The following is a 23479-nucleotide window of genomic DNA, read 5'->3' as shown; positions in this document are numbered from 1 at the left end:
CATATCATATCGTTTCTTTATGCATTTATTTTTGGTCTCACATCATTGACAAATGTAAAATCTTTAAATAATCTTTAATTAAAATAGCCTAAGTAATCATATTTTTCAAAGGTTCTTGAGTTAGCAATGGCAACAATAATGGCATTTTCATCAAAAGGTTCATCAATAGGAATAGAAGTGTCAAGTGGTGATGATTTACTAATTCTTGTCCCAATCAGGTTGAGATCATACTTACGACGCACATCTAACTCTTGAACTGTTTTTCCAATCCATTCTTTTGGAAGTTTAAATTCAACGATAGAAACATCCCCTTCAAAATGATAAATACCAGCAATGGTGTGCCTCAAGATATCAGAAGCAACCACTTTTCCAGATTCTCTTTCAGGAGAAATGACTAAATCAGCACCAATCTCATAAAGAACCTCTTCATAGTGACTACTTCTAGCTTTGGCAATAATTCTTGGGATACCTAGTTTTTTACAGTGCATGACGGCCAAAACAGAACTTTCAAGATTGTTTCCTGTTGCAATAATAACAACATCACACTGATCAATACCAGTATTTTTTAATATTTCCATGTCGGAGATATCACCAATAGCAGCTTTACTAACAAAGTCAGCCACTTCTTGGATATGTTGTTCTTTACTATCAATAGCAATAACTTCTTGACCAAATTCACTTAGTTCAGCGGCGATAGTTTGTCCAAAAATTCCTAAACCTAACACACCTACAATTTTTTGTTTCATATTTGTTTTCCTTTTCTATCCGATAAATATATCTGTTTTAGCATAATGAACAGTCTTTTCTTGGCGTTGTCTTAGACTGAGTAAGACAGTAACCGGTCCCACACGACCGATAAACATTAAAGACATGATGATTAATCTACCAATATCTGATAACTCAGGGGTCAAATTCATTGATACCCCAACGGTTGCTAGGGCACTAATCGTTTCAAATAAGAGGGCAAAAGGACTAAGCGATGTCTCAAACTCTAAGAGTAAGAGATACCCAGTAATTAAAACAATAAAATAAAAGATTAAAACGGTTAATGTTTGTTTAATTAATCGCTGTGAAAAACTTCTATAATGAAAGGTGACTTCACTTCTTCCTCTTAATTCTGCTTTAAATAATAGAAATAAAATGGCCGCAACGGTTATCTTAACCCCACCAGCAGTACCACCAGGGGCACCACCGATAATCATTTGCACCATATAGACAAAGTCGGTAGCAAAATTAGTTTGCGTGAAATCAATCGTAGAAAAACCGGCAGTACGCATGGTTACTGTTTGAAAAAAACTAACCATGATTTGTTGGAAAAGATTATAATTCCCAATTGTTGCTGGATTATCATGCTCAAACAACCAAGACAAAAATGTTCCGATGGTTAAAATAATAGCCGTTGTTGACAGAACAAGTTTTGTTTGTACACTTAGCTTTTTGATGGTTAATTTAATATTTCTTGGACGGCTAAAGACGAATTGTTGCAAGCGGTGAATAATATCACGCCAGTTACCAAATCCTAAGCCACCAGAAATAATTAAAAAGGCTACGGCAAAGTTAACAATAGGATTAAGTGTAAATGACCCCAAGCTGTTTGATCCTAAATTATCAAAACCAGCATTACAAAAGGCTGAAACGGCTAAGAAAATACTGTTGAAAATACCATTTTTCCATCCGTAATGAGGAATAAAATCAATCATTAAGATTAAAGCAAAAACAGCTTCTACAAAAAAGGTTAATTTGTAAACAGAGTAGAGATAGCGTTTTAAATCCTTTGAAGAATCCTTACTTAGAGAGGATTGTAGCATGGTTTGATCAGTAATAGAGATTTTTTTTCTTAAGGTATAATAGCTAAAAGCAATTAAAGAGACTAATCCTAGCCCACCAATTTGTATTAAAATTATAGCAATGGTTTGCCCTAAACCATTATAAACATCCCCTATAGGAAAAACAGCTAAGCCTGTTACAGAAACCATGGATGCAGATGTAAAAAGGTGTTCAAGATAGGTCGTCTTTGGGGCATGAGGATAATGCATTATTGGTAGAGATAATAAAAAACTACCAATCATAATAACGATGAGAAAACTAGCACTTAGTCGTTGTGTGATAGATAAAGGCGCTAGTTTAAAAAATTTTTTCATTGAGTGATTCTCCTGTAAGCGTGATTAAAAGGCATCACAGCTCGTCAATTAAAGTGGTTTTTTATTTGGGACACCTGCTTTTCTTGGAAAACGGTTAGGTGTTTCTTTTGTTTTAGTAAGTAGTGTTATATTTCTAGGATCTCCATTTGGCAGTTGGTAATCAAATGATTCTGTTACTTTTGCAAATAAAGTTGTCAATGCATTTTTAGCATCCGACAGTTCCTCTTCAATAGCACTAGCTTTTAAAGCTATCACTTGACCATTAATTTTTAGAAAGGGTAAAGTCAACTCAGATAAAACAGACATACGAGCAACAGCACGTGCAGTTACCACATCAAATTGTCCTCTAAAGGCTCTGTTTTGACCAAAATCTTCGGCACGACCGTGGTAAAAAGAGACGCCTTTTAATTGTAATTTTTCAGCTAAAAGTGTTAAAAATTGGATTCTTTTATTTAAAGAGTCAATAATGGTCACTTGAATGTCTGGGAAAATAATTTTGATAGGTAGACTAGGAAAACCAGCACCAGCACCGATATCAAGTAATGTTATCGGTTTATTTGAGAGAAAGTCAAAAAGAATTGGCGCAATCGAATCAAAAAAATGTTTTAAATAGACTTCTTTTTTTTCAGTAATGGTGGTTAAATTGATTTTTTCATTCCATTCAATTAAGAAGTGAAAATAATCCTCAAACTGTTGTTTTTGAAACTGAGAAAGAGTGATATTTTTTTCTGCTAAAACCTCATAAAATTCTTCAGGTGTCATTGGTTATTCCTTACTAAAATAATGTTCGTCTATCATTTTAACATAAAATAACCGTTTATGATAGAGAGATAAGCCTTCAGTTGATAAAGAATAATGAGGAGATTATAAACAGATTTTTAATTAATAATTTGTTATAATGGACTAAAAGATATAAAGGAGATAATTATGTTTTATATTACACTAGGAATTGTTGGTGTTCTAGTTTTATATGTTATTGCTGTCTACAATGGATTAATTAAAGCTAGAATGCAAACACAAGAATCTTGGAGTCAAATTGACGTCCAACTAAAACGTCGTAATGACCTTATTCCTAACCTTATAGAAACCGTTAAGGGATATAGTCAATATGAAGGTAAGACGCTAGAAAAAGTGACAGAACTTCGTTCTCGAGTGGCTGCTGCTAAAACCCCAGGAGAAGCAATGAAAGCAAGTGACGCTTTAACACGTCAAGTGGCGAGTATTTTTGCTGTAGCTGAAAACTATCCTGATATAAAAGCTAATACTAATTTTTTGAAATTACAAGAAGAATTGACAAATACTGAAAACAAAATTTCTTATTCACGTCAACTTTATAATACAACCACTGCTAACTATAATGTGAAGTTAGAAACCTTTCCTACCAATCTGATTGCAGGTATCTTTGGTTTTAAACCAAAAGAATTTCTTGAAGTTCCTGAGTCAGAAAAATCAGTTCCTCAAGTTAAGTTTGACTTTTAAGGTGGGAGAAGATTATGTTATTTGATCAAATTGCCAGCAATAAAAGACGAACCATAGTATTATTGCTAGTCTTTTTTGCCCTGCTTGGCATTATTGGTGCTGCTATTGGCTATCTGATGTTTGATAACTATTTGGGTGGTCTGGCTATTGCTTTTGTGCTTGGTTTTATCTATGCCTTTAGTATGATTTTTCAATCAACTAACGTTGTCATGTCAATGAATAATGCAAGAGAAGTTACGGCACAAGAAGCTCCCGATCTCTATCATGTTGTAGAAGATATGGCAATGGTTGGACAAATTCCAATGCCTCGTGTTTTCATCATTGATGACCCGGCCTTAAATGCTTTTGCGACAGGTTCAAAACCAGAAAATGCCGCTGTAGCAGCAACGACTGGTCTTTTAGCAGTCATGAATCGTGAAGAATTAGAAGCGGTGATGGGACATGAAGTTAGCCATATTAGAAACTACGATATTAGAATTTCCACGATTGCGGTAGCTTTAGCAAGTGCTATTACTATGTTATCTTCTATGGGTAGTCGTATGTTATTTTATGGAGGCGGTAGAAGACGCAGTAATAAAAATAGTGGTGGTGCACAAATAATTGTTTTGATTTTTGCACTAGTTGCTCTTTTATTAGCGCCTCTAGCAGCAACTCTGGTACAATTGGCTATCTCTAGACAAAGAGAGTTTCTAGCAGATGCAAGTAGTGTTGAGCTGACAAGAAATCCGCAAGGCATGATAAATGCTCTTCAAAAACTTGATCAATCAGCACCCATGTCTCAGCCAGTTGATAGTGCTAGTGCTGCTTTATATATCAATGACCCTAAGAAAAAAGAAGGTTTTAAATCACTATTTTATACCCATCCTCCAATTTCTGAGAGGATTGAACGCTTACGAAAAATGTAAACTTATCATTTCGATGATAAGTTTTTATCTTTTTACCATAAATGACATAGAATGATAATAAGGCCAAAAAAGATTAAAAACTCTTTCTTTTAAAAGATAGGTAACGATATTATCCCAATCAAATGATTGTGTGGTAAAATAGATAGCAGTATTTACTAATAAAGGAGAAATATAATGTTTCGCACCATTGAGATTAAGAAGAATTCAGATCCGATTTCTTTTGATAAAAATTTAGACATCAAAGATTTATTATTACAAAGAGAAGATAGCATCATTGATATTAAAAATGTCAGGGCCAAAGGACAAATCAGCTATGAAAATCATTTATTTCTATTAATTTATGATTTAGATTACCAGATTGTTCTGCCTTCTAGTCGTTCTATGGCGCCAGTTGAGTTGACAGAACACCTTCTTGTCACAGAAGTGTTTTCAGAAGAAGCAAATCAAAGTTTTTCTGAAGAGAACTCTCAAGATGAATTGATTTTACCATTAGAAACAGATACTATTAATTTAGAAGAGAGTGTGGTTGATAATATTTTATTAAACATTCCTTTGAAGGTATTAACTAAAAAAGAAGAAGAAACAGATGATCTTCCAAGTGGGGAAAGCTGGTCTGTTCTAACAGAAGAACAGTATCAGGCTCTAAAAACACAAAAAAAGAAAGAAAATAATCCTTTTACAGCTATTGAAGGATTGTTTGATGATGACTAATAGCTCAAAAAAGCAGGCACATGGTAAATCTGTGTGCTTTTGTTATCGTCTAAAATATGTTAAAATGAAGTATTAAAGAGATATAAAATGAATAGAAAGAGGTGCTCTTGTGCGTTGTCCAAAATGTCATTATACTAAATCCAGTGTTGTTGATAGTCGTCAAGCTGAAGAAGGCAACACTATTCGTCGTCGTCGAGAGTGTGAGAACTGTCATACACGTTTCACCACCTTTGAAAGAATTGAAGAATCGCCTCTCTTAGTAATCAAAAAAGATGGGACTAGAGAGCAGTTTTCAAGAGATAAAATTCTAAATGGGATTATTCATAGTGCGCAAAAGCGTCCAGTCTCAAGTGCCTCTATTGAAAAAATTGTGAGTGATGTTGAGCAGCATTTACGTAGTGAGTATGATAGCGAGGTCCCAAGTTCTGTCATTGGAAACTTGGTGATGGACCAATTAGCTGAGTTAGATGAAATTACCTATGTCCGTTTTGCCAGTGTTTATCGTAGTTTTAAAGATGTGGATGAAATTGAAGCCTTGTTAAAACAAATCACAAAACGGGTAAGAAGCAATAAGAAAAGTAAGATAACAGATGAAACCGATTGAACCTTTTTATTTTCTAAAACACAATAACATCACCTATAATGCGACAAGCTTGTTGCAGTCTTATTTTCCTATCATTGGAAGTGATGCCTTAGCTTTATATGATTATTTTGTTGCCTTTTATGATAATGGCCAAAAACAACATAAATTTAGTGATATATTAAATCATTTACAGTTTGGCATGCATCGTTTAGAAGCGGCCTTAGATATTTTAACAGCGTTTGATTTAATTGTTTTTTATCAAGCTGACAATGCCTATTTGATTAAACTTCATTCTGCTTTACCAACAGAGCTCTTTTTGGAAAATCCTGTCTATCGAAAACTATTAGAGAAAAAAATTGGTGAAGTGGCTGTCGAGCAACTTATTTGCCAAGTTCCCTTAAATGTTAAAAATATTTCCAAGCAATTCTCAGATGTTTTTTCAGATGTGGGAGAATTAAAAAAGACAAACAAGAAGTCAAAAAACTTTTTTGATTTGGCTAATTTTAAACAATTAATGTCAAAAGATGGTCTTAGCTTTAGTAATGAGACAGATGATGTCATTGGTCTTCATCATTTTGCAGAACAATATGGTTTTAATTGGTTTGAAACCTATCAGTTAGCTAAAGAAACAGCTATCAACCATAAAATTTCTCTTAAACGAATGAAAACTAAGAAGCAATCCTTACCAGAAACTGAGAGTAAGACTGAATTTTCAAAAGAAGAATTAGCAGTTATAAAAGAAGCCAAGTCAGACAAATCAGATATTTTTCTAGCTAAGATTAAAAAAATTCGTCATGCAACAATCACTGCTACAGAAAGAAAGATATTGTCAGAACTTGCTGAGATGGGCTTTTTAGATGAAGTGATTAATGTCATGGTTTTATATACTATGTCAAAAACTGACTCTGCCAATCTTAATAAGACTTATATCATGATGATTGCCAATGATTTTTCTTATCAAACTATCACATCAGCAGAACAAGCCATCATTAAAATGCGTTCTTTTGCTGAGAAGAAAAATTATACCAAACAAGAAACAACAAAGTCACAAAAGAGCAATGTTCCAAAGTGGAGCAATGATGGCTATAAGAATGAAACCACTGAAGATGAGCAAGCTAAGTTAGAAGAAATGAAGCGTCGCCACTTAGAAAAACTGAGAAAGAAGGAAGACTAGATGGAAAAAGTTGGACAAACGATGAAACATAAAAATCATCAAAGCCACATGGTATCTGATGAGTTGATTAAGACCATTTTGGCACATCCTGCCATCTCTGATTTCATCACTTCTCATCAATTGAGTCAAGAAATAATCAAATTGAGTTTACCTAAATTCAATCAATTTCTGATGGAAAAAGAACGCTTTGAAAATCAAGATCCTGGCTACATTGCAAAGGGCTATGAACCGATTTTAATCATGAATGAAGGCTATGCTGATGTCTCTTATAAAGAAACACGTGCATTAAAAGAAAGACAATATCAAAATGAAGTGGCAAATCGTATCAATGTGGTTAGCTTGCCAAAATCATATAAAAACATCAATTTTGATGATATCATTTTAGATGATGTTAAACGCATGCCAATTTTTGAGGCTGTTGTTGACTTTGTAAGGCAATATCCAAAAACTAATCAAAAAGGGCTTTATCTCTATGGCGATATGGGTGTTGGTAAATCTTATCTCATGGCTGCTATGGCTAGAGAATTGTCTGAGCAAAAACAAGTCTCAACCACTCTGATTCACTTTCCAAGTTTTACCATCGATGTTAAAAATGCGATTAACACAGGCACTGTTAAAGAGGAAATTGACACCGTTAAGAAAGCAGAAGTGCTCATCCTTGATGATATAGGAGCTGAACAAAGTACCTCTTGGATAAGAGATGAAGTCTTGCAAGTGATTTTGCAGTACCGTATGTTAGAAGAATTACCAACTTTTTTCACTTCCAATTATAGTTTAGAAGATTTAGAAAAGAAATTAGCGAAAATGAAAACTGGCGATGAAACCTGGCAAGCAAAAAGAGTCATGGAGAGAATTCGTTTTCTCGCCAAAGAAGTTCATCTTGAAGGTGAAAATAGACGCTAAAAGATAAAGGAGAATGAATGGCTTTACCAACAGTCGCTATTGTCGGGCGTCCTAATGTAGGAAAATCGACCTTATTTAATCGAATTGCTGGAGAGAGAATTTCCATTGTTGAGGATGTAGAAGGTGTGACACGTGATCGTATTTACACCAATGCTGAATGGCTAAATAGAAAATTTAGTATTATCGATACGGGTGGGATTGATGATGTTGATGCCCCTTTTATGGAACAAATTAAACACCAAGCAGAAATTGCTATGACAGAAGCAGACGTGATTGTTTTTGTTGTTAGTGGTAAAGAAGGTGTCACAGATGCTGATGAGTACGTGTCAAAAATGTTATACCGAACTAACAAACCAGTTATCCTAGCTGTCAATAAAGTAGATAATCCTGAGATGAGAAATGACATCTATGATTTTTATTCTCTTGGTTTGGGTGATCCTTACCCCGTTTCATCAGTACACGGTATCGGAACTGGTGATGTGCTTGATGCCATCGTTCAAAATTTGCCAGAAGATAGTGGTGAAGAAAATCCAGAGATCATTCGCTTTAGCCTGATTGGCCGTCCAAATGTTGGTAAATCAAGCTTAATCAATGCTATTCTTGGTGAGGAGCGCGTGATTGCAAGTCCAATCGCTGGTACAACTCGTGATGCGATTGATACTCATTTTGTTGATAGTGATGGTCAAGAATTTACCATGATTGATACGGCGGGGATGAGAAAATCTGGTAAAGTCTATGAAAACACTGAAAAGTATTCTGTCATGCGTGCCATGCGTGCCATTGATCGTAGTGATGTTGTTTTAATGGTCATTAATGCCGAAGAAGGTATTAGAGAGTATGATAAACGCATTGCTGGTTTTGCCCACGAAGCTGGAAAAGGGATGATTATCGTTGTTAATAAATGGGATACCATTAAAAAAGATAACCATACCGTTTCTAAATGGGAAGACGATATTAGAAATCATTTTCAATACTTGTCCTATGCCCCTATTATTTTTGTATCAGCTGTAAGTAAGCAAAGACTTAACAGATTACCTGAGATGATTAAATCTATTTCCCAAAGTCAAAACACACGTATCCCTTCTGCCGTTTTAAATGATGTGATTATGGACGCGATTGCAATTAATCCAACACCAACAGACAAAGGAAAACGTCTCAAAATTTTCTATGCCACACAAGTGGCTGTTAAACCACCAACGTTTGTGATCTTTGTTAATGAAGAAGAGTTAATGCACTTTTCTTACTTACGATTCTTAGAAAACCAAATCAGACAAGCATTTGTGTTTGAAGGGACTCCGATTCATTTAATTGCAAGAAAACGAAAATAAAAAGTAGAAAGAGAAGTCTTTCTACTTTTTTTGTTAGTTTGGTTTGATAACTTCAATATTACCCATGTAAGGTTGTAATACTTTAGGAATAGTTACTGACCCATCTTCATTTTGATAATTTTCAAGAATAGCAGCAACCGTACGACCTACAGCTAGTCCAGAACCATTAAGGGTATGTAGGAGTTTTACCTTACCATCAGTTTCGTCACGATAACGAATTTGGGCACGACGAGCTTGAAAATCTTCTGTGTTTGAGCAACTTGAAATTTCGCGATAAGTGTTTTGAGCAGGGATCCAAACTTCTAGGTCATAAGTTTTCGCTGCTGAAAAGCCCATATCTCCTGTACAGAGAGCTAAAACACGGTATGGTAATTCTAGTTTTTGCAGAATATTTTCGGCATTAGCAGTCATTTTTTCTAGTTCATCATAAGATTGCTCTGGTGTCGCAAATTTAACCATTTCAACTTTATGGAATTGATGCAAACGAATCAATCCACGGGTGTCACGACCAGCAGAACCTGCTTCAGAACGAAAAGAAGGGCTCATAGCCGTAAAGTTGATTGGTAATTCTTTTTCATCAATAATCTCATTACGGTAGAAATTAGTTAGTGGCACCTCTGCCGTTGGAATAAGGACATAGGGACTATCAGACAATTCAAAGGTATCTTCTTTAAATTTTGGATATTGACCAGTACCAAACATTGAGTCATGATTTACCATATAAGGTGTAATCATCTCTTCATAGCCTTCTTTAAGATGTTCATCTAACATAAAATTATAGATGGCACGTTCTAACCTTGCCCCTAGTTTTTTATAGAATAAGAAGCGAGCACCAGTTACTTTGGCACCACGTTCCCAATCAAGAATGTCTAGTGCTTCCCCTAAATCCCAGTGAGCTTTCGGCTCAAATGAGAAGTCTCTAGGTGTTCCCCACCGTCTAATCTCAACATTATCTTCTTCATCAGCACCAATAGGCACAGAGTCATGAGGAATATTTGGTAATCTTGTTAAAATAGCGTTTAATGTGTCGTCAATCTTAGTCAGTTCAGCATCAATGGTTTTTATTTCTTGAGATAGTTCTTGCATGGCACGAATTTGTTCACTAGCATCTTCTTTGAGGCGTTTAGCTTTAGCGATTGCTGCAGAAGAGAGATTACGTTCTGCTTTTAACTCTTCGGTCTTCACTAGAAGTTCACGACGCTTGACATCTAACTCTTTCAATTCTAAGAGTGTTTCTTTTTCCACGCCTCTATTTGCCAGCTTTTCAGTGACCAGATCAAAATCAGTACGAATGCGTTTTAAATCTAACATAATTTCCTCCAATAAAAAGCACAAAATATGACTACTGGAGCGAATTTATCGCGGTTCCATCCAGCTTCACACTTTGTGCCTTAATTTTTTTATTTAATTGATAAGAACGGTAGAATTTCACATTAACTTAATATCTACTCACAACAACCGTAGACTCTCTGAAAAAAAATTAATCTTACTTATCCGTTTTAGCTATTATACTAATTTTTCTTTTTTTTCGCAAATAGTGATCCGATTTTTTGGAGTAATGTTGGTAATTTAACGATTTTTTCATTACCAATTTGCTCTCTTGCTAATTTTAAAATCTTTCCGGAGTCTTTTGAAGCAAAGAGAAATTTTCCTTTATCTGTAAAAATTTCAAAATGACGACTGACTTTCTTACCAAAGACATTGGCACCGATAGTATCAATATTTTCCCATGGAATTTGAATGTAGTCTCCCACATTATTATCGTTATAAAATTCGATAGCCTTATCTCCAATAAGAAATTTTCCAACTTTACCACCAAGTCCTAGGTATGAGACACCTGAGCTTTTAAGAAAAATAGTTTTGTTTAACGATTGTACCATTTGTTAGTCCTTTATTTCTAATCCTATTTAAATACCATTATACCACAAGATAAAAAAGAAGCGGTTTCCCACTTCTTTTTTATCAGTAATAGTGAAATAAATTACATTAATCCTGCTAAGTGGGCTAAAATACCAATCGCGAACAATCCAAGAATCATAACGATAGGTGATACTTTTTTCTTAAGTAACCACATACAGATAAGAGTTAGGATAAGACCCATAAATCCTGGGATAAGTGAATCCAAGTTTTGTTGGAAGCTTGTTACTTTTTCAGGAGATTGTGACAATCCTTGTCCTACCTGAGCAAAGGCTTCTTTGATACCTTCGCTACCAGCTGGCAATTGATCCCAGTGAATATAAGCTTTTTCATCTAATTGTACTTTAGCAACATCAAAGGCAAACTTAATAGATACCCAACGTTGAACAAGTACAGCTAGGATGAACATCCCTAAGATAGATGCGCCTTTAGTAATATCTTGGAGGATACCACCTGACATATCTTTGGTAATTTCTGAACCAGCTTTATAACCCATTTCTTGAGTGTACCATAAGAATCCCATACGAATAGCATTCCAAGCTACGAAGAAAATGATTGGTCCCATCAGGTTACCAGAGACAGCGAGTGAAGCACCAAGTGCTCCTAAGATTGGACGAACAGTAAACCAGAAGACTGGATCACCAATACCTGCAAGAGGTCCCATCATACCAATCTTAACCCCTTGAATAGCAGCATCATCAATCGGTGCGCCGTTTGCTTTTTCTTCCTCTAAGGCAAGTGTTACACCAATAATTGGTGCTGCTACGTATGGATGAGTGTTAAAGAATTCCAAATGACGCTCAAGAGCAGCAGATTGTTCATCTTTGTTAGGATAGAGTCTTTTAATAGCTGGGATTAAAGCATAAGCCCAACCTAAGTTTTGCATACGTTCGTAGTTCCATGAACCTTGAAGGAAAGTTGAGCGCCACCAAACTTTCTGACGATCTAATTTTGACAGTTGTAATTTTTCTGACATGTTAGTTCTCCCTTCTCTTAATAATTTTCTAGAATGTCGCCAATTGGGTCATTTGAGCCAGCACCACCATTTGAACTACCACCTTTTTTAGAAAGGTTAAGGTAAATGAGAGCAATAGCAACACCAATAACACCAAGTGCGATAAGAGTAAGGTTGCTGATGGCAGCAAATGCAAAACCAAGAGCAAAGAACGGCCATACTTCGCGAGTAGCCATCATGTTGATAACCATAGCATAACCTACGGCAACAACCATACCACCACCGATAGCCATACCATCTTTCAACCAATCAGGCATTGCTGTAAGAACACCTTGAACAGCCTCGGTTGGAATAGCAAGAAGTAGAGCAGCTGGAACAGCAATACGTAAACCTTGAAGAACAAGAGCAAATAAGTGATAACGCTCAACAGCTCCAATATTGCCTTTTTTAGCAGCTGTATCAGCCCCATGAACAAGTCCGACTGAGATAGTACGAACAATCATAGTAAGGAATAACCCAGCAACGGCTAATGGAATAGCGGTTGTTTGTGCTACAGAAATAGCTTGACTTGAGAAATCGCCACCTTTAACAAGGATGATAGCCGCAGCTACAGAAGCAAGAGCAGCATCAGGTGCTACAGCAGCTCCGATGTTAGCCCAGCCAAGAGCGATAAGTTGAAGTGATCCACCTAAGATAACACCTGCTTCGAGGTGACCTGTTACAAGACCGATTAGGGTACAGGCAACAATTGGTTGATGGAATTGGAATTGGTCGAGGATACCTTCAAGACCAGCTAAGAAGGCAACGACGACAACTAAAATAATAGAAATAATTGACATCTTATAAATCCTTTCGTTTTATAAATAAGATTATTGAACGTTTGCTTTATTAATTAAGTCAAACAAGTTCTTTTTAGAATCGTTTGGAACTTTACGGACATCGAAATCAACGCCTAGGTCACGAAGTTTTTCAAATGTCGTTACATCGTCCTTATCCATTGAAAGAACATTGTTAATCATGGTTTTACCTGTTGAGTGAGCCATTGAACCAACATTTAATTCTTTAATTTCAACACCACCTTCAATAGCTTTTAAAGCATCTTGAGGAGTTTCAAATAAGATAAGTGCTTGAGTGTTACCAAAACGAGGATCTTTTGCCGCTTCAATCAATTTACTGATTGGAACAACGTTAGCTTTAACGCCTCCAGGTGCAGCTTGTTTGATTAATTGTTTACGAAGGTCGTCTTTAGCAACTGTATCAGAAGCAACGATGATACGGTTAGCTTTTGATTCAGGCGTCCAAGCAGTTGCAACTTGGCCATGAAGAAGACGTGTGTCAATACGGGCAAGGTTAATTTTTAATTTACCATCTCCAATAACTGTTCCTTCTGGGATAGCTCCTTGTGCTACTGCTGTTGCAGCAGGTGTAGTCGTTTCTTGAGGTTGAAGTTCCTCAGGTAAAACTCTTACGCCTTCTTTTGCTTCCTTAATAATGTTTGCTGCGACTTCTTCCACGCCTGCTTCTGCATTCATCATGCGTTCTGTGTAGGCTTGGATAAGCATTGGCAAGTTGAGACCAGTGATGATGGCAAATTTACGATTTGGGTTTTCCCCCATAATACGACTAGCTTGATTAAATGGTGATCCACTCCATAAGTCAGCTAAAATAAGCACTTCATCATCAGCATCAAACTTTGCAATAGCATTGCTGAAATGATTGTATAAATCATCAGGTCCTTCATTTGGCATGAAAGTAACAACTTGAACGTTTTCTTGTTCACCAAATATCATTGCACCTGACTGATGTATACCTTCAGCAAATTTGCCATGACTGGCAATAATAATACCGATACCCATTCTTGACTTTCCTCCTTTTTTTATATTTTTCATTGAGATGAATAAGAGTAATCTCCGATTAAAAAAATAGAAGTCGACTCTTATTTATCCCAAAGAAATTCAAGAACATATACATTGTAAAACGTTTACAGACAAAAAGCAAGAGACTTGAATTCATCAAAATATGCGTTTTTGATAAGTTATCAAATACAATCAAAATTAAATCTAAACAAACAAAAATGATTGTTTTCATTGTTTTTCATAAATAAAAAGCTTATATTATAGGCTTTTTTGAAAACTCAAATAAGACTTGTTATAATAAATTTTTAGGATAATTATTAAAAAAATGACGATTTCCATGGAATTTTCACAGATAAAAGCATTATAAGATGGTTGAAATTGGTTTAAAATGTTTTTAATCGTTTATTACAGAGTTTTTAGAATCATGTTTAATTATTATTAAAAACAAAAAAACCTCCATTTTTAATTGGAAGTCTCTTTAAGAACTATAGAAATAGTTTTTCTAATTGTTTTGCTACACCATCTTCATCGTTAGTCTCATCTAGTTGCTGACTAGCATAAGGTAGAAGAAGAGGCGTAGCATTTTTCATTGCATAGCTAGTAGATGCAAAATGTAACATTTCAATATCATTATGTTCATCTCCAAAAGCAATGAGATGTTCTTTAGAAATATTTAAAGTGGTTAATAAATAATCCAAAGCATAAGCTTTATTAATACCTTTAGGTGAAAACTCAAGAATCTGAAAAGCTCCTCCCCAAGAATCAACTTCTAGTTCATTGTTAAAATACTCTTTTATTTCTCTAGCTAACTCATAGCGATCAGGCACTCGAGTTTGCATCAATAGAGCATTTGGGTCTTTGGTGATTTTATCTGGTCTTAAAAACATATGGTCTAAAAATTCTTTGACCCCAAATAATTCAGGATTGACATTGCTGTCATCGTTAAGAGAAATATAGAAGTTTTTACGATATTGACTAGCAATAAAATCAGCTTGAAATTCTTCTTGGCATTTTAAAACTTCAAAGAGGTATTTTTTGTCAATTCTAACAACATGTTCAAATTCCCATTTTTTTCCAGGGATATAGGTTAAGGCACCGTTGAAATTAATCATTGGTGTGTCAAGTTCCAACATTTTATAGTAGTCAATTGACATAAATGATGGTCTGCCAGTGGTGATGATAATATGATGCCCTATGGCTTTAATTTTTTTAATCGTTTGGATAGTATAATCTGATATTGTATTATCACTACGTAAGAGAGTGCCATCCAAATCAATAGCTATTACTTTTTTAATCATGTGTGTATTATACCAAATAAATAATAGAATAGGAAGAAAGAGGTCTATGATTCTATAGAAGTCGCTCACTTTTAAAAACAGTCGTTAGTGAAAAGTTTTGAAAAGGTATTGAAAAATGAACTTTTTTATTATATTATATATCTATCGTTCGTAAATAAAGGAGATTTCATAAAAAATGGAAAAGTTTTTTAAGCTAAAAGAGAACAATACAACTGTGCGCACTGAAATTGTTGCTGGTTTGACAACCTTCTTTGCCATGAGTTATATCTTGTTTGTTAACCCAGCTATGCTTAGTCAGACAGGAATGCCTGCACAAGGTGTTTTCCTTGCAACAATCATTGGTGCGGTTGCTGGTACATTAATGATGGCATTCTATGCTAATTTACCATACGCTCAAGCACCTGGTATGGGATTAAATGCCTTTTTCACCTATACTATTGTTTTTTCACTGGGTTATTCTTGGCAAGAAGCATTAGCTATGGTTTTTCTTTGTGGGATTATTTCAGTTATCATTACTTTAACTAAAATCAGAAAAGCCATTATCAATTCTATTCCTCAAAGTTTAAAATATGCTATTTCTGGAGGAATTGGTATTTTCCTAGCTTATGTAGGGATTAAAAATGCTGGTTTATTAACGTTTACAACAGATCCAGGTAATTATATTGCACTTGGTGAAGGTGCTCAAGAAGGAGGAGCAACGATTGTTTCAAATTCTTCAATTGTTCCAAGCTTAGTCTTATTCACAGATCCTAAAGTGATTGTTGCTATTATTGGTATCTTTATTACTGCCTTTTTTGTCATTAAAAACATTAAGGGTGGCGTTATGTTATCCATTATTTTAACCACAATCATTGCTATCTTTGCTGGTGTTGTTAATCTTTCACAAATTGATTTTGCGTCAAATAATATTGGTGCTGCTTTTGCAGACCTTAAAGTTGTTTTTGGTGCAGCATTAGGAAGTCAAGGATTGGGTTCTCTATTTTCTGATACCGCAAGAATTCCAGAAGTTCTTTTAGCCATCTTAGCATTTTCATTGACAGATATCTTTGATACAATTGGTACTCTTATTGGAACTGGTGAAAAAGTAGGTATTGTTGTTTCTGATGACGACGCTGCTGTGACTCATGAATTAGATAAAGCTCTCTTTTCAGACCTTGTTGGGACAACGGTGGGAGCTATTGCTGGTACTTCAAATGTGACGACTTATATTGAAAGTGCAGCAGGTATTGGTGCAGGTGGTCGTACTGGTCTTACTGCTTTAGTAGTTGCCCTCTTATTTAGTGTTTCAAGTCTCTTTAGTCCATTACTTGCAATTGTTCCTTCTGCTGCGACAGCACCAATTCTCATTATTGTTGGGATTATGATGCTTGCCAGCATGAAAAAAATCAAGTGGGACGATATGAGTGAAGCTATTCCAGCCTTCTTTACCTCTATTTTTATGGGATTCACTTATAGTATTACTCAAGGTATTGCTGCTGGATTTATCTTTTACACAGTCGCTAAAATTTTTAAAGGTCAAGCAAAAGATGTTCATCCAATTATTTGGATCCTTGATTTTCTCTTTATTTTAAACTTCATTAGTTTGACTATATTATAGGAAGAAAGATTTTTAAAAGTATTTACTTTTACTCCCTAAGGATTATTAGTAAATGCTTTTTTGATTGATTCAAAAAATATGAAATCACTTTCTTTAAGAATAATAGTTTCTTTTCTAATAAAAATGGTTGTTCTTTTAATTTTTTGATATAATATTTCTATGTTTGATACAAAAAATGAAGCAGAATTAATTGCAATCGGCCAACGAATTGGTCAACAATTACAAAAAAATGACTTGATTATTTTAACAGGTGAGTTAGGGTCAGGAAAAACAACTTTAACCAAAGGGATAGCCAAAGGTCTAGAGATTAGCCAGATGATTAAAAGCCCGACTTATACAATTGTTAGAGAATATGAGGGACGCCTCCCTTTATACCATTTAGATGTTTACCGAATTGGTGGTGATTCTGAATCAATTGATTTAGATGATTTTGTCTATGGTGATGGTGTGACAGTCATCGAATGGGGAGAGTTGATTAAAGCTGATTTGCCTAGTGATTATTTGGAAGTTACGATTAGTAAAACCACTGATGGTAGACAACTAGTCTTATCAGCCAACGGTCCAATAGCAGCTCAGCGTTTGGAGGCTATTTTAAATGCCAAAAGTTGAAATTGACTTTTCTCTTGCCCAAACAACTGATGCGCAAGCACTTATTACTTTTTTAAATCGTGTTGGTAAGCAAACAGACTATATGACACTTGATGAGACTGGTATTCAGATGTCTTTGTCTGAAATGACTCATTTTATTGAAGACAGTCTTGCTACTCAAAACAAATTGTGTTTATTGGCTAAAACACATCAAGGCATTATTGGTCTAGTTAATATTAGTAATGATTCGCGTGACAGAGTTAGCCATATTGGCGAAGTATTTATCGTTGTTGATGAGAATTATCAAGGTTATGGCTTGGGACATCTCTTAATGGAAGAAGCCATAGACTGGGCAGAACATCATAGTCAGCTTAAGAGATTAGAATTAACAGTTCAAAAAAGAAATGTAGTTGCAATTCATTTGTATCAAAAATATGGTTTCATAATAGAAGGTACCAAACAAAGAGGTGCCAAAACAAAGAATGGAGAATTTCTTGATGTTTACCTGATGGGTAAACTGATAGATTAAAATAATAAGATGACAATTGGGAAAAAAATCTTTTTAATGCTAAGTGCCATTATCATCACAAGCGTGATTGCTATTGGTGTTTATACGACGGCCGCTTTTAATTTTTCAACAGATGCCTTATCAAAAACGTTTAAGGAATATAAGACCTCAGATGAAACAAGTCAGGCCATTAAACAGACTAAGCCTTTTTCTATTTTATTAATGGGAGTAGATACAGGTTCTGCTGGTCGTACTTCTAAGTGGGAGGGAAATAGTGACACAATGATTCTTGTCACTGTTAATCCTAATACTAATAGAACAACCATTACTAGTTTAGAGCGTGATATTCTGATCGCTCTTAGCGGACCAGAAGATAATCCTCAAACAGGTGTTGAAGCTAAATTAAATGCAGCTTACGCTTCAGGAGAAGCTCCTATGGCGATTATGACCGTTCAAGATATGCTAGGCATCACTATTGATAATTACATGCAAATCAACATGGAAGGTCTCGTACAATTAGTTGATGTGGTTGATGGGATTACTGTCACAAACTCTTTTGATTTTCCTATTTCGATTGAACAACAAGAACCTGATTTTACGTCAACAGTTGAACCTGGAACCCACAAAATTAATGGAGACCAAGCTCTTGTTTATGCTAGGATGCGTTATGATGATCCTGAAGGAGACTATGGTCGACAAAAACGACAAAGAGAAGTCATTCAAAAGGTTATTAAAAAAATATTAGCTCTTGATGGTATTAGTAGTTACCGTAAAATCTTATCTGCAGTCAGTGATAATGTTCAAACAGATATTGAAATTAGTCCACAAACAATTCCTAGTCTTCTCGGCTATAAAGACGCCATCAAAAATATCGAAAGTTATCAATTGCGTGGGGAAGATGCCATGATAAATGGGATTAGTTATCAGATTGTAACAGCTGACCACCTTCTTGAAATTCAAAATAATATTAGAAGAGAATTAGAGCTAGAAGAAGTAACAGAGCTAAATACGACAGCTATCCTTTATGAAAATATTAGTCAGTATGATACTGGCCTTGTTTACGACACAGAAGATTATGCACCATCTTATGATGAAACGCTTCCTGTGGAAAATTATTAAATAAAAAAACCGACAGAAATGTCGGTTTTTATGATGTTGTCTTTTTAATGTCTTCAATGTGTGTTTGAGCTTCTTGCTTAAAACCTTCTAATTTGTCTTTTAAGTCATGAGTGACGTCATCTAGTTGTTCTTTTTCAATTTTTATGGTCTCTAATTGTTGTTTAATTTTTTCTAGACTTTTTTCACCTGCTGACCATAAATCTTCCATTTCATTAGCTTCTTCTTTGATTTGGTCTCGATTTTGATAAACAGTATAGGCGTAAAAACCTAGTGCTGCACTCATTAAAAATGTTCTTATTTTCATACAATTACCTCTTTTTGAATGGTTTTTGCTAATTCTGCTAGTTTGGCAAAATCAGGTTCATGTTGCACAAATTGAAAGTCGAATTCGTCTCCGTCTTGATATCTTGGGAGAAGGTGGATATGAGCATGAAAAACCGTTTGTCCAGCAGCTTCCTCATTATTATTGATAATATTTAAACCTTGAGCTCCTGTAGCTTTTTTGATGGCACGAGCTAATTTGGGAACTCTGGAAAAAACAGTTTCAGCGGTAGCTTCATCCATTTCTAGAACATTTCTAACGTGTTTTTTAGGAATGACCAAAGTATGACCGTTGGTTGCTTGAGAAATATCTAAAAAAGCTAAGACATCATCATCTTCATAAACTTTACTTGAAGGAATGTCTCCAGAAACAATTTTACAAAAAATACAATTTTCCATATCATTCTCCTAACAATAAACTTTACTAATAGTATACCAAAAATTCTATAAAATAAGGGTGATAATGATTATAATGAGAGATAATAGATAAGGCAATGGGTATCATCCATTGCCTTGTCTTTTTAATCGTAAATGTCTTGTAAATGACGGTGTTTGAGTTCTCTTTCAATCTTCAATCGTTGCACTTTCATGGTAGCCGTTCTTGGAATATCATCAAAAGCCATAATAATTGGTTCATTGAGTAAAGGCAAATCGTTAACTGCTTGCCACCAAGCATCCCAATCCATTTCAGCTTCATTAGAGACAGCCAAAATTGGTTGAGGTTGATCATCTTTGTCACGGACAATAATCACTTCATCTAAGAAAGATAATTTGTCTAATAGAAAATCTTCAATGGCGAGATTGCTATCAATGGTTTTAATAAGGTCAACTTGACGATCTTTTAATAATAAAGTACCTTCAGGTGTCAAACAACCATAATCACCACTATCCCACCAGTCGCCATAAACATTTTCTTTAAAGCGTTCATCTTCTTTGTAGTATGTAAGAGCTCGTCCTTTTGAATAAAGTTGAATATGACCATTTTCTCCTTGGTGGAGTTCATTTCCTTTTTCATCAGTAATACGAGCAGTTGTATAACCTTTTAAGCCAACTCCCATGTCACGACCGTTGGTTTGGTGAATAGTATCTAGTCGGTGATATCTTAAAATCATAGGACCACATTCACTTTGGCCATAAACTTGCATAAAGACAGGATTTTGATTATGAGAAGCGGTTAAAAATGTTTCTAATGTACCAAGATTAATCGCGTCAAAAGTAGAGTGGTAATAACGAACCGAGCTAAAAATGGAAGGTTCTTTTTTTGCAAATCTTGCCCATTGAATAAAATTGTTAGGGTGAGTTTCTAGAGCCATTGGTTGGTATCTATGAAGCATCTGACTAACATTATCTTTTTTGGCAGAAGATAAAGGCATTAAAGGAAATCCCAGTTCAATCGCAGAACTAAAGCCGATGTTGTATCTTGAATGGACAGGTGAGATATGAAAAGCCAAAAGACCTTTTTTCGCCATTTTTTCAAAAATAGTTTCTTGCCATGCCACTCGCCATCCCATAGACTGTGCGGAATGACAAATTAATTTTGGTACACCAGTAGTGCCTGAAGTGTGTGTCATGTATTGGATAACGTCTTCAGGTAGAAGTGTTGAGGGGACAAAATCACTAGCCGCAGCAACCAACTCTTTGATTGATAGTTTACGAACAGGTGCTTTGGTAGCCATTTCAAAGACACGTTCTTTTGTTTCTTCATCGTATAGGAACCATGATTTTTCAAGACGTTCAGCAAAAACATCAAGGACTCTAGCAGATAAATGATGAGAAACCATGACAGGAATAGCACCTAGATAAGTTGCAGCTACTGCTAAAAAATAGGTGTCGACAGCAGAACTTTTATAAATAACGATAAAATCTTCTTTTTTAAGCCCCAAATTACCTAATTGATAAGCACGTTTTAAGATGGCGTCATGAACAGACTTGTAGGTGTTTTCATCACCAAGTTCAGGGAAACTAACAAACTTTGTGTCTAAAAAGATGGAAATGTCGGGAGTTTTTTCTGCGGCATTTTTAAATTGTGTGTAAAGATTTAAGGGGTGGTAAGAAATTTTAGTGGCCATATTTTACTCGCTTTCTTTTTTTATTTTTAGTATAGCATAATGAGTTGAAAAAGTAGTGAATTTCATAACAATCTATGAATTGATTTTATAAGTATATATAACCCCATGTTTTCTTATCCATTTTTTCTATGTTATAATAGATAAGATAGTATATCTATTATCTTTGTTATTATGATTTTGATGATGTCGTAGTAGGAAAATTAGAATAGGAAAACATATGTTAAAGGTTGAAAATGTCACTGGTGGCTATTTAAATTTACCAGTATTAAAACAAATCAGTTTTGAAGTAAATGATGGTGAGATGGTCGGGTTGATTGGCCTAAATGGAGCAGGGAAATCAACAACCATTAATGAAATAATTGGTTTTTTAACCCCTTATGAAGGATCAATCAGTATTGATGGCTTAACTCTCGCTAAGGATAAGAAAAACTATCGCCAAAAAATAGGATTTATTCCTGAAACCCCAAGTTTGTATGAGGAATTGACCTTAAAAGAACATATTGAAACAGTTGCAATGGCTTATGACATTGCTGTTGATGAGGCTTTTAAGCGTGCAGAAAAATTACTACAACAGTTTCGCTTAAAGGATAAATTAGATTGGTTTCCAATGAATTTTTCTAAAGGAATGAAACAAAAAGTCATGATTATTTGTGCCTTTATTGTAGATCCCACACTCTTTATCATTGATGAACCCTTTTTAGGACTTGACCCACAAGCAATGGAAGACTTGACACAATTAATGGCTGAAGAAAAGGCTAAAGGAAAAGCTATTTTAATGACAACACACGTCTTAGATGCTGCTGAAAAAATGTGTGATCGTTTTGTGATTTTGCATCAAGGAAAAGTCCATGCCTTTGGTAGTCTGATTGAATTACAAGAACAATTTGCCATGCCTAATGCACATCTAAACGATATTTATATGGCGCTCACAAAAGAGGTTTAAGATGGAACAATTATTTTATAATCGTCGCCGAGATTTTTTAGAAAAAACCAGCAAGTATCTTCGCTACGTCTTAAATGACCATTTTGTCTTGGTACTTCTTGTTTTACTGGGTTTTATGCTGGTACAGTATCGTTATTTACTTGATCATTTTCCAGAGAATCCTCTTGGCATCTGGATTGTTATCGGTTTAATTCTTATTATATCTCTAGGACTAGGCAGTATTGCTACTTATGTTGAGCCAGCTGATAAGCAATTTTTAATGGTTAAAGAAGACGAGATCTTGGTGATTATTCATAAAGCAATGATTAGAGCTTTCATTTTTTGGGGAGCAGTTCAACTGATTATTCTTATGATACTGGTTCCAATTTTCTTGGCCCTAGGTTTCTTACATTTTCATCTTGGAATAATAGCTATTTTGTTACTTCTGATTAAATATGCTATTGTTAAGAAAAAAGCGTCTCGTTTTTTAACTCAAGGGCATTTGAATTGGGATGGCTTGATTACTTATGAGCTAAAACGCAAGCAAAGTATTTTGAAGTTTTATTCTTTGTTTACTACCGTCAAAGGATTAACAACCAGTGTCAAAAGACGTTCTTATCTTGATGGATTACTAAACAAAACACCAAAACATCACGAGAAAACGTGGTTCTATTTATTTGTGAGAGCCTTTTTAAGGAGTGGTGATTATCTTGGTTTAGCCGTTCGCTTAATTATTTTAAGCATGATGAGTCTTCTTTTTGTCTCTAATCCAACCATTAGTGTTGGTTTAGCTATTTTATTTAATTATTTGTTGTTGTTTCAATTGTTAACCATTTTTCATCATTTTGATTATCATTATCTCACAACCACCTATCCTATTGATAGCTCTTTAAAAGTTCAAAACATGATTTTCTTTTTAAGAGGACTAATGCTTATTCTTTTAGCCATTGAATTGCCTTTTTCATCTTCTATTTTAGGAGCTTTTTTACTTATAGGTAGCAGTTTGTTGATGAGTGAATTATATTTACGTTACAAAGTCAAACAGATGATTGACTAAGTGTGTTAAAACAAGTAAAATAGTAAGGAAATGACATTAAAGGAGGGG

At 34.9% G+C, this 23479-nt stretch carries 25 protein-coding genes; 13 read left to right on the top strand and 12 right to left on the bottom strand.

Features of this window, described 5'->3' with window-relative positions; all coding sequences use genetic code 11:
- Positions 1 to 74: 74 nt before the first annotated feature.
- From N7659_RS00515 to rsmG, 3 genes are read right to left on the bottom strand one after another with little or no spacing between them, the layout of a single operon-like run.
- The gene (locus N7659_RS00515) at positions 75 to 746 is read right to left on the bottom strand and encodes a potassium channel family protein (protein WP_263275302.1); all 672 of its coding nucleotides are present in this window, start codon (positions 744 to 746) and stop codon (positions 75 to 77) included.
- A gap of 15 nt (positions 747 to 761) precedes the next feature.
- Entirely contained in the window at positions 762 to 2141 is a 1380-nt protein-coding gene (locus tag N7659_RS00510; protein WP_263275301.1) for a TrkH family potassium uptake protein, read from the bottom strand.
- A 48-nt stretch (positions 2142 to 2189) separates the two neighbouring features.
- Positions 2190 to 2903, bottom strand: coding sequence for a 16S rRNA (guanine(527)-N(7))-methyltransferase RsmG (gene rsmG, locus N7659_RS00505; protein ID WP_263275300.1), 714 nt, complete (start codon positions 2901 to 2903; stop codon positions 2190 to 2192).
- Positions 2904 to 3068: 165 nt separating this feature from the next.
- Here rsmG and N7659_RS00500 point away from each other — a divergent pair, with 165 nt between their 5' ends.
- The 7 genes from N7659_RS00500 (at position 3069) to der (ending at position 9224) form a co-directional block, all read left to right on the top strand.
- Positions 3069 to 3620, top strand: coding sequence for a LemA family protein (locus tag N7659_RS00500; RefSeq protein WP_263275299.1), 552 nt, complete (start codon positions 3069 to 3071; stop codon positions 3618 to 3620).
- Between the two features lie 14 nt (positions 3621 to 3634).
- Positions 3635 to 4525 (top strand): zinc metalloprotease HtpX, encoded by an 891-nt coding sequence (gene htpX, locus N7659_RS00495; protein WP_263275298.1) that lies wholly within the window; start codon positions 3635 to 3637, stop codon positions 4523 to 4525.
- Positions 4526 to 4699: 174 nt separating this feature from the next.
- Positions 4700 to 5236: a YceD family protein gene (locus N7659_RS00490; RefSeq protein WP_263275297.1), complete on the top strand. Its 537-nt coding sequence runs from the start codon at positions 4700 to 4702 to the stop codon at positions 5234 to 5236.
- A gap of 109 nt (positions 5237 to 5345) precedes the next feature.
- The gene (gene nrdR / locus N7659_RS00485) at positions 5346 to 5840 is read left to right on the top strand and encodes a transcriptional regulator NrdR (RefSeq protein WP_199567194.1); all 495 of its coding nucleotides are present in this window, start codon (positions 5346 to 5348) and stop codon (positions 5838 to 5840) included.
- Entirely contained in the window at positions 5827 to 6993 is a 1167-nt protein-coding gene (locus N7659_RS00480; RefSeq protein ID WP_263275296.1) for a DnaD domain protein, read from the top strand. The genes nrdR and N7659_RS00480 overlap by 14 nt, the downstream gene beginning before the upstream one ends.
- Positions 6994 to 7896 carry a primosomal protein DnaI gene (gene dnaI, locus N7659_RS00475; protein WP_263275295.1) on the top strand — a complete coding sequence of 301 codons (903 nt, stop codon included), beginning with the start codon at positions 6994 to 6996 and terminating at the stop codon, positions 7894 to 7896.
- Positions 7897 to 7913: 17 nt separating this feature from the next.
- Positions 7914 to 9224, top strand: coding sequence for a ribosome biogenesis GTPase Der (der, locus tag N7659_RS00470; protein WP_263275294.1), 1311 nt, complete (start codon positions 7914 to 7916; stop codon positions 9222 to 9224).
- A gap of 33 nt (positions 9225 to 9257) precedes the next feature.
- Here the strand turns inward: der and serS are convergent, their stop codons facing one another.
- The 6 genes from serS to N7659_RS00440 all read right to left on the bottom strand — a co-directional run bounded on the left by serS (position 9258) and on the right by N7659_RS00440 (position 15250).
- Positions 9258 to 10535 (bottom strand): serine--tRNA ligase, encoded by a 1278-nt coding sequence (serS, locus tag N7659_RS00465; RefSeq protein ID WP_263275293.1) that lies wholly within the window; start codon positions 10533 to 10535, stop codon positions 9258 to 9260.
- A gap of 200 nt (positions 10536 to 10735) precedes the next feature.
- Positions 10736 to 11104: a DUF956 family protein gene (locus N7659_RS00460; protein ID WP_263275292.1), complete on the bottom strand. Its 369-nt coding sequence runs from the start codon at positions 11102 to 11104 to the stop codon at positions 10736 to 10738.
- A 101-nt stretch (positions 11105 to 11205) separates the two neighbouring features.
- The gene (locus N7659_RS00455) at positions 11206 to 12117 is read right to left on the bottom strand and encodes a PTS system mannose/fructose/sorbose family transporter subunit IID (protein WP_263275291.1); all 912 of its coding nucleotides are present in this window, start codon (positions 12115 to 12117) and stop codon (positions 11206 to 11208) included.
- Between the two features lie 17 nt (positions 12118 to 12134).
- Complete coding sequence (locus tag N7659_RS00450; RefSeq protein ID WP_263275290.1) at positions 12135 to 12935, bottom strand: PTS mannose/fructose/sorbose transporter subunit IIC; 801 nt, start codon at positions 12933 to 12935, stop codon at positions 12135 to 12137.
- A 30-nt stretch (positions 12936 to 12965) separates the two neighbouring features.
- The gene (locus N7659_RS00445) at positions 12966 to 13952 is read right to left on the bottom strand and encodes a mannose/fructose/sorbose PTS transporter subunit IIA (RefSeq protein WP_263275289.1); all 987 of its coding nucleotides are present in this window, start codon (positions 13950 to 13952) and stop codon (positions 12966 to 12968) included.
- 485 nt (positions 13953 to 14437) lie between these two features.
- Positions 14438 to 15250, bottom strand: a complete 813-nt coding sequence (locus N7659_RS00440; protein ID WP_263275288.1) for a Cof-type HAD-IIB family hydrolase — start codon at positions 15248 to 15250, stop codon at positions 14438 to 14440.
- A 175-nt stretch (positions 15251 to 15425) separates the two neighbouring features.
- Between N7659_RS00440 and N7659_RS00435 the strand changes: the two genes are divergently transcribed.
- From N7659_RS00435 to brpA, 4 genes are all read left to right on the top strand, one after another.
- Positions 15426 to 16847, top strand: coding sequence for an NCS2 family permease (locus tag N7659_RS00435; protein ID WP_263275287.1), 1422 nt, complete (start codon positions 15426 to 15428; stop codon positions 16845 to 16847).
- Between the two features lie 159 nt (positions 16848 to 17006).
- Positions 17007 to 17456 carry a tRNA (adenosine(37)-N6)-threonylcarbamoyltransferase complex ATPase subunit type 1 TsaE gene (gene tsaE / locus N7659_RS00430; protein WP_263275286.1) on the top strand — a complete coding sequence of 150 codons (450 nt, stop codon included), beginning with the start codon at positions 17007 to 17009 and terminating at the stop codon, positions 17454 to 17456.
- A complete protein-coding gene (locus tag N7659_RS00425; protein ID WP_263275285.1) occupies positions 17443 to 17964 on the top strand; it encodes a GNAT family N-acetyltransferase in 522 nt (173 codons plus the stop codon). Before tsaE ends, N7659_RS00425 begins: the two co-directional genes overlap by 14 nt.
- A gap of 9 nt (positions 17965 to 17973) precedes the next feature.
- Positions 17974 to 19062: a biofilm formation/cell division transcriptional regulator BrpA gene (gene brpA, locus N7659_RS00420; RefSeq protein ID WP_263275284.1), complete on the top strand. Its 1089-nt coding sequence runs from the start codon at positions 17974 to 17976 to the stop codon at positions 19060 to 19062.
- Between the two features lie 28 nt (positions 19063 to 19090).
- On the opposite strand, the gene N7659_RS00415 is transcribed toward brpA, so the two are convergent.
- The 3 genes from N7659_RS00415 to N7659_RS00405 all read right to left on the bottom strand — a co-directional run bounded on the left by N7659_RS00415 (position 19091) and on the right by N7659_RS00405 (position 21452).
- Positions 19091 to 19366 (bottom strand): hypothetical protein, encoded by a 276-nt coding sequence (locus N7659_RS00415; protein ID WP_263275283.1) that lies wholly within the window; start codon positions 19364 to 19366, stop codon positions 19091 to 19093.
- Complete coding sequence (locus N7659_RS00410) at positions 19363 to 19782, bottom strand: HIT family protein (protein ID WP_263275282.1); 420 nt, start codon at positions 19780 to 19782, stop codon at positions 19363 to 19365. Before N7659_RS00410 ends, N7659_RS00415 begins: the two co-directional genes overlap by 4 nt.
- 122 nt (positions 19783 to 19904) lie before the next feature.
- Entirely contained in the window at positions 19905 to 21452 is a 1548-nt protein-coding gene (locus N7659_RS00405) for an acyl-CoA synthetase (RefSeq protein WP_263275281.1), read from the bottom strand.
- A 217-nt stretch (positions 21453 to 21669) separates the two neighbouring features.
- Between N7659_RS00405 and N7659_RS00400 the strand changes: the two genes are divergently transcribed.
- On the top strand, positions 21670 to 22395 hold the full coding sequence (locus N7659_RS00400; protein WP_263275280.1) for an ABC transporter ATP-binding protein: 726 nt from the start codon (positions 21670 to 21672) through the stop codon (positions 22393 to 22395).
- Between the two features lies 1 nt (position 22396).
- Positions 22397 to 23431, top strand: a complete 1035-nt coding sequence (locus N7659_RS00395) for an ABC transporter permease (RefSeq protein WP_263275279.1) — start codon at positions 22397 to 22399, stop codon at positions 23429 to 23431.
- The last annotated feature ends 48 nt before the right edge of the window (positions 23432 to 23479 follow it).

Origin of the sequence: Streptococcus sp. CSL10205-OR2 (assembly GCF_025660655.1) — a bacterium.
Lineage (GTDB): Bacteria > Bacillota > Bacilli > Lactobacillales > Streptococcaceae > Streptococcus.
The sequence above is the reverse complement of the archived record's forward strand: the minus strand, read 5'-3'. Positions and strand labels throughout refer to the sequence as shown.

Excerpts from the sequence above, each read along its gene's own strand:
- tsaE (WP_263275286.1), top strand. The coding sequence starts at position 17,007 with ATGTTTGATACAAAAAATGAAGCAGAATTAATTGCAATCGGCCAACGA.
- rsmG (WP_263275300.1), bottom strand. The coding sequence starts at position 2,903 with ATGACACCTGAAGAATTTTATGAGGTTTTAGCAGAAAAAAATATCACT.
- htpX (WP_263275298.1), top strand. The coding sequence starts at position 3,635 with ATGTTATTTGATCAAATTGCCAGCAATAAAAGACGAACCATAGTATTA.
- N7659_RS00490 (WP_263275297.1), top strand. The coding sequence starts at position 4,700 with ATGTTTCGCACCATTGAGATTAAGAAGAATTCAGATCCGATTTCTTTT.
- N7659_RS00510 (WP_263275301.1), bottom strand. The coding sequence starts at position 2,141 with ATGAAAAAATTTTTTAAACTAGCGCCTTTATCTATCACACAACGACTA.
- N7659_RS00425 (WP_263275285.1), top strand. The coding sequence starts at position 17,443 with ATGCCAAAAGTTGAAATTGACTTTTCTCTTGCCCAAACAACTGATGCG.
- N7659_RS00410 (WP_263275282.1), bottom strand. The coding sequence starts at position 19,782 with ATGGAAAATTGTATTTTTTGTAAAATTGTTTCTGGAGACATTCCTTCA.
- dnaI (WP_263275295.1), top strand. The coding sequence starts at position 6,994 with ATGGAAAAAGTTGGACAAACGATGAAACATAAAAATCATCAAAGCCAC.
- N7659_RS00415 (WP_263275283.1), bottom strand. The coding sequence starts at position 19,366 with ATGAAAATAAGAACATTTTTAATGAGTGCAGCACTAGGTTTTTACGCC.
- der (WP_263275294.1), top strand. The coding sequence starts at position 7,914 with ATGGCTTTACCAACAGTCGCTATTGTCGGGCGTCCTAATGTAGGAAAA.
- N7659_RS00405 (WP_263275281.1), bottom strand. The coding sequence starts at position 21,452 with ATGGCCACTAAAATTTCTTACCACCCCTTAAATCTTTACACACAATTT.
- N7659_RS00480 (WP_263275296.1), top strand. The coding sequence starts at position 5,827 with ATGAAACCGATTGAACCTTTTTATTTTCTAAAACACAATAACATCACC.
- N7659_RS00515 (WP_263275302.1), bottom strand. The coding sequence starts at position 746 with ATGAAACAAAAAATTGTAGGTGTGTTAGGTTTAGGAATTTTTGGACAA.
- N7659_RS00460 (WP_263275292.1), bottom strand. The coding sequence starts at position 11,104 with ATGGTACAATCGTTAAACAAAACTATTTTTCTTAAAAGCTCAGGTGTC.
- brpA (WP_263275284.1), top strand. The coding sequence starts at position 17,974 with ATGACAATTGGGAAAAAAATCTTTTTAATGCTAAGTGCCATTATCATC.
- N7659_RS00400 (WP_263275280.1), top strand. The coding sequence starts at position 21,670 with ATGTTAAAGGTTGAAAATGTCACTGGTGGCTATTTAAATTTACCAGTA.
- N7659_RS00500 (WP_263275299.1), top strand. The coding sequence starts at position 3,069 with ATGTTTTATATTACACTAGGAATTGTTGGTGTTCTAGTTTTATATGTT.
- N7659_RS00435 (WP_263275287.1), top strand. The coding sequence starts at position 15,426 with ATGGAAAAGTTTTTTAAGCTAAAAGAGAACAATACAACTGTGCGCACT.
- N7659_RS00445 (WP_263275289.1), bottom strand. The coding sequence starts at position 13,952 with ATGGGTATCGGTATTATTATTGCCAGTCATGGCAAATTTGCTGAAGGT.
- N7659_RS00455 (WP_263275291.1), bottom strand. The coding sequence starts at position 12,117 with ATGTCAGAAAAATTACAACTGTCAAAATTAGATCGTCAGAAAGTTTGG.
- serS (WP_263275293.1), bottom strand. The coding sequence starts at position 10,535 with ATGTTAGATTTAAAACGCATTCGTACTGATTTTGATCTGGTCACTGAA.
- N7659_RS00450 (WP_263275290.1), bottom strand. The coding sequence starts at position 12,935 with ATGTCAATTATTTCTATTATTTTAGTTGTCGTCGTTGCCTTCTTAGCT.
- N7659_RS00440 (WP_263275288.1), bottom strand. The coding sequence starts at position 15,250 with ATGATTAAAAAAGTAATAGCTATTGATTTGGATGGCACTCTCTTACGT.
- N7659_RS00395 (WP_263275279.1), top strand. The coding sequence starts at position 22,397 with ATGGAACAATTATTTTATAATCGTCGCCGAGATTTTTTAGAAAAAACC.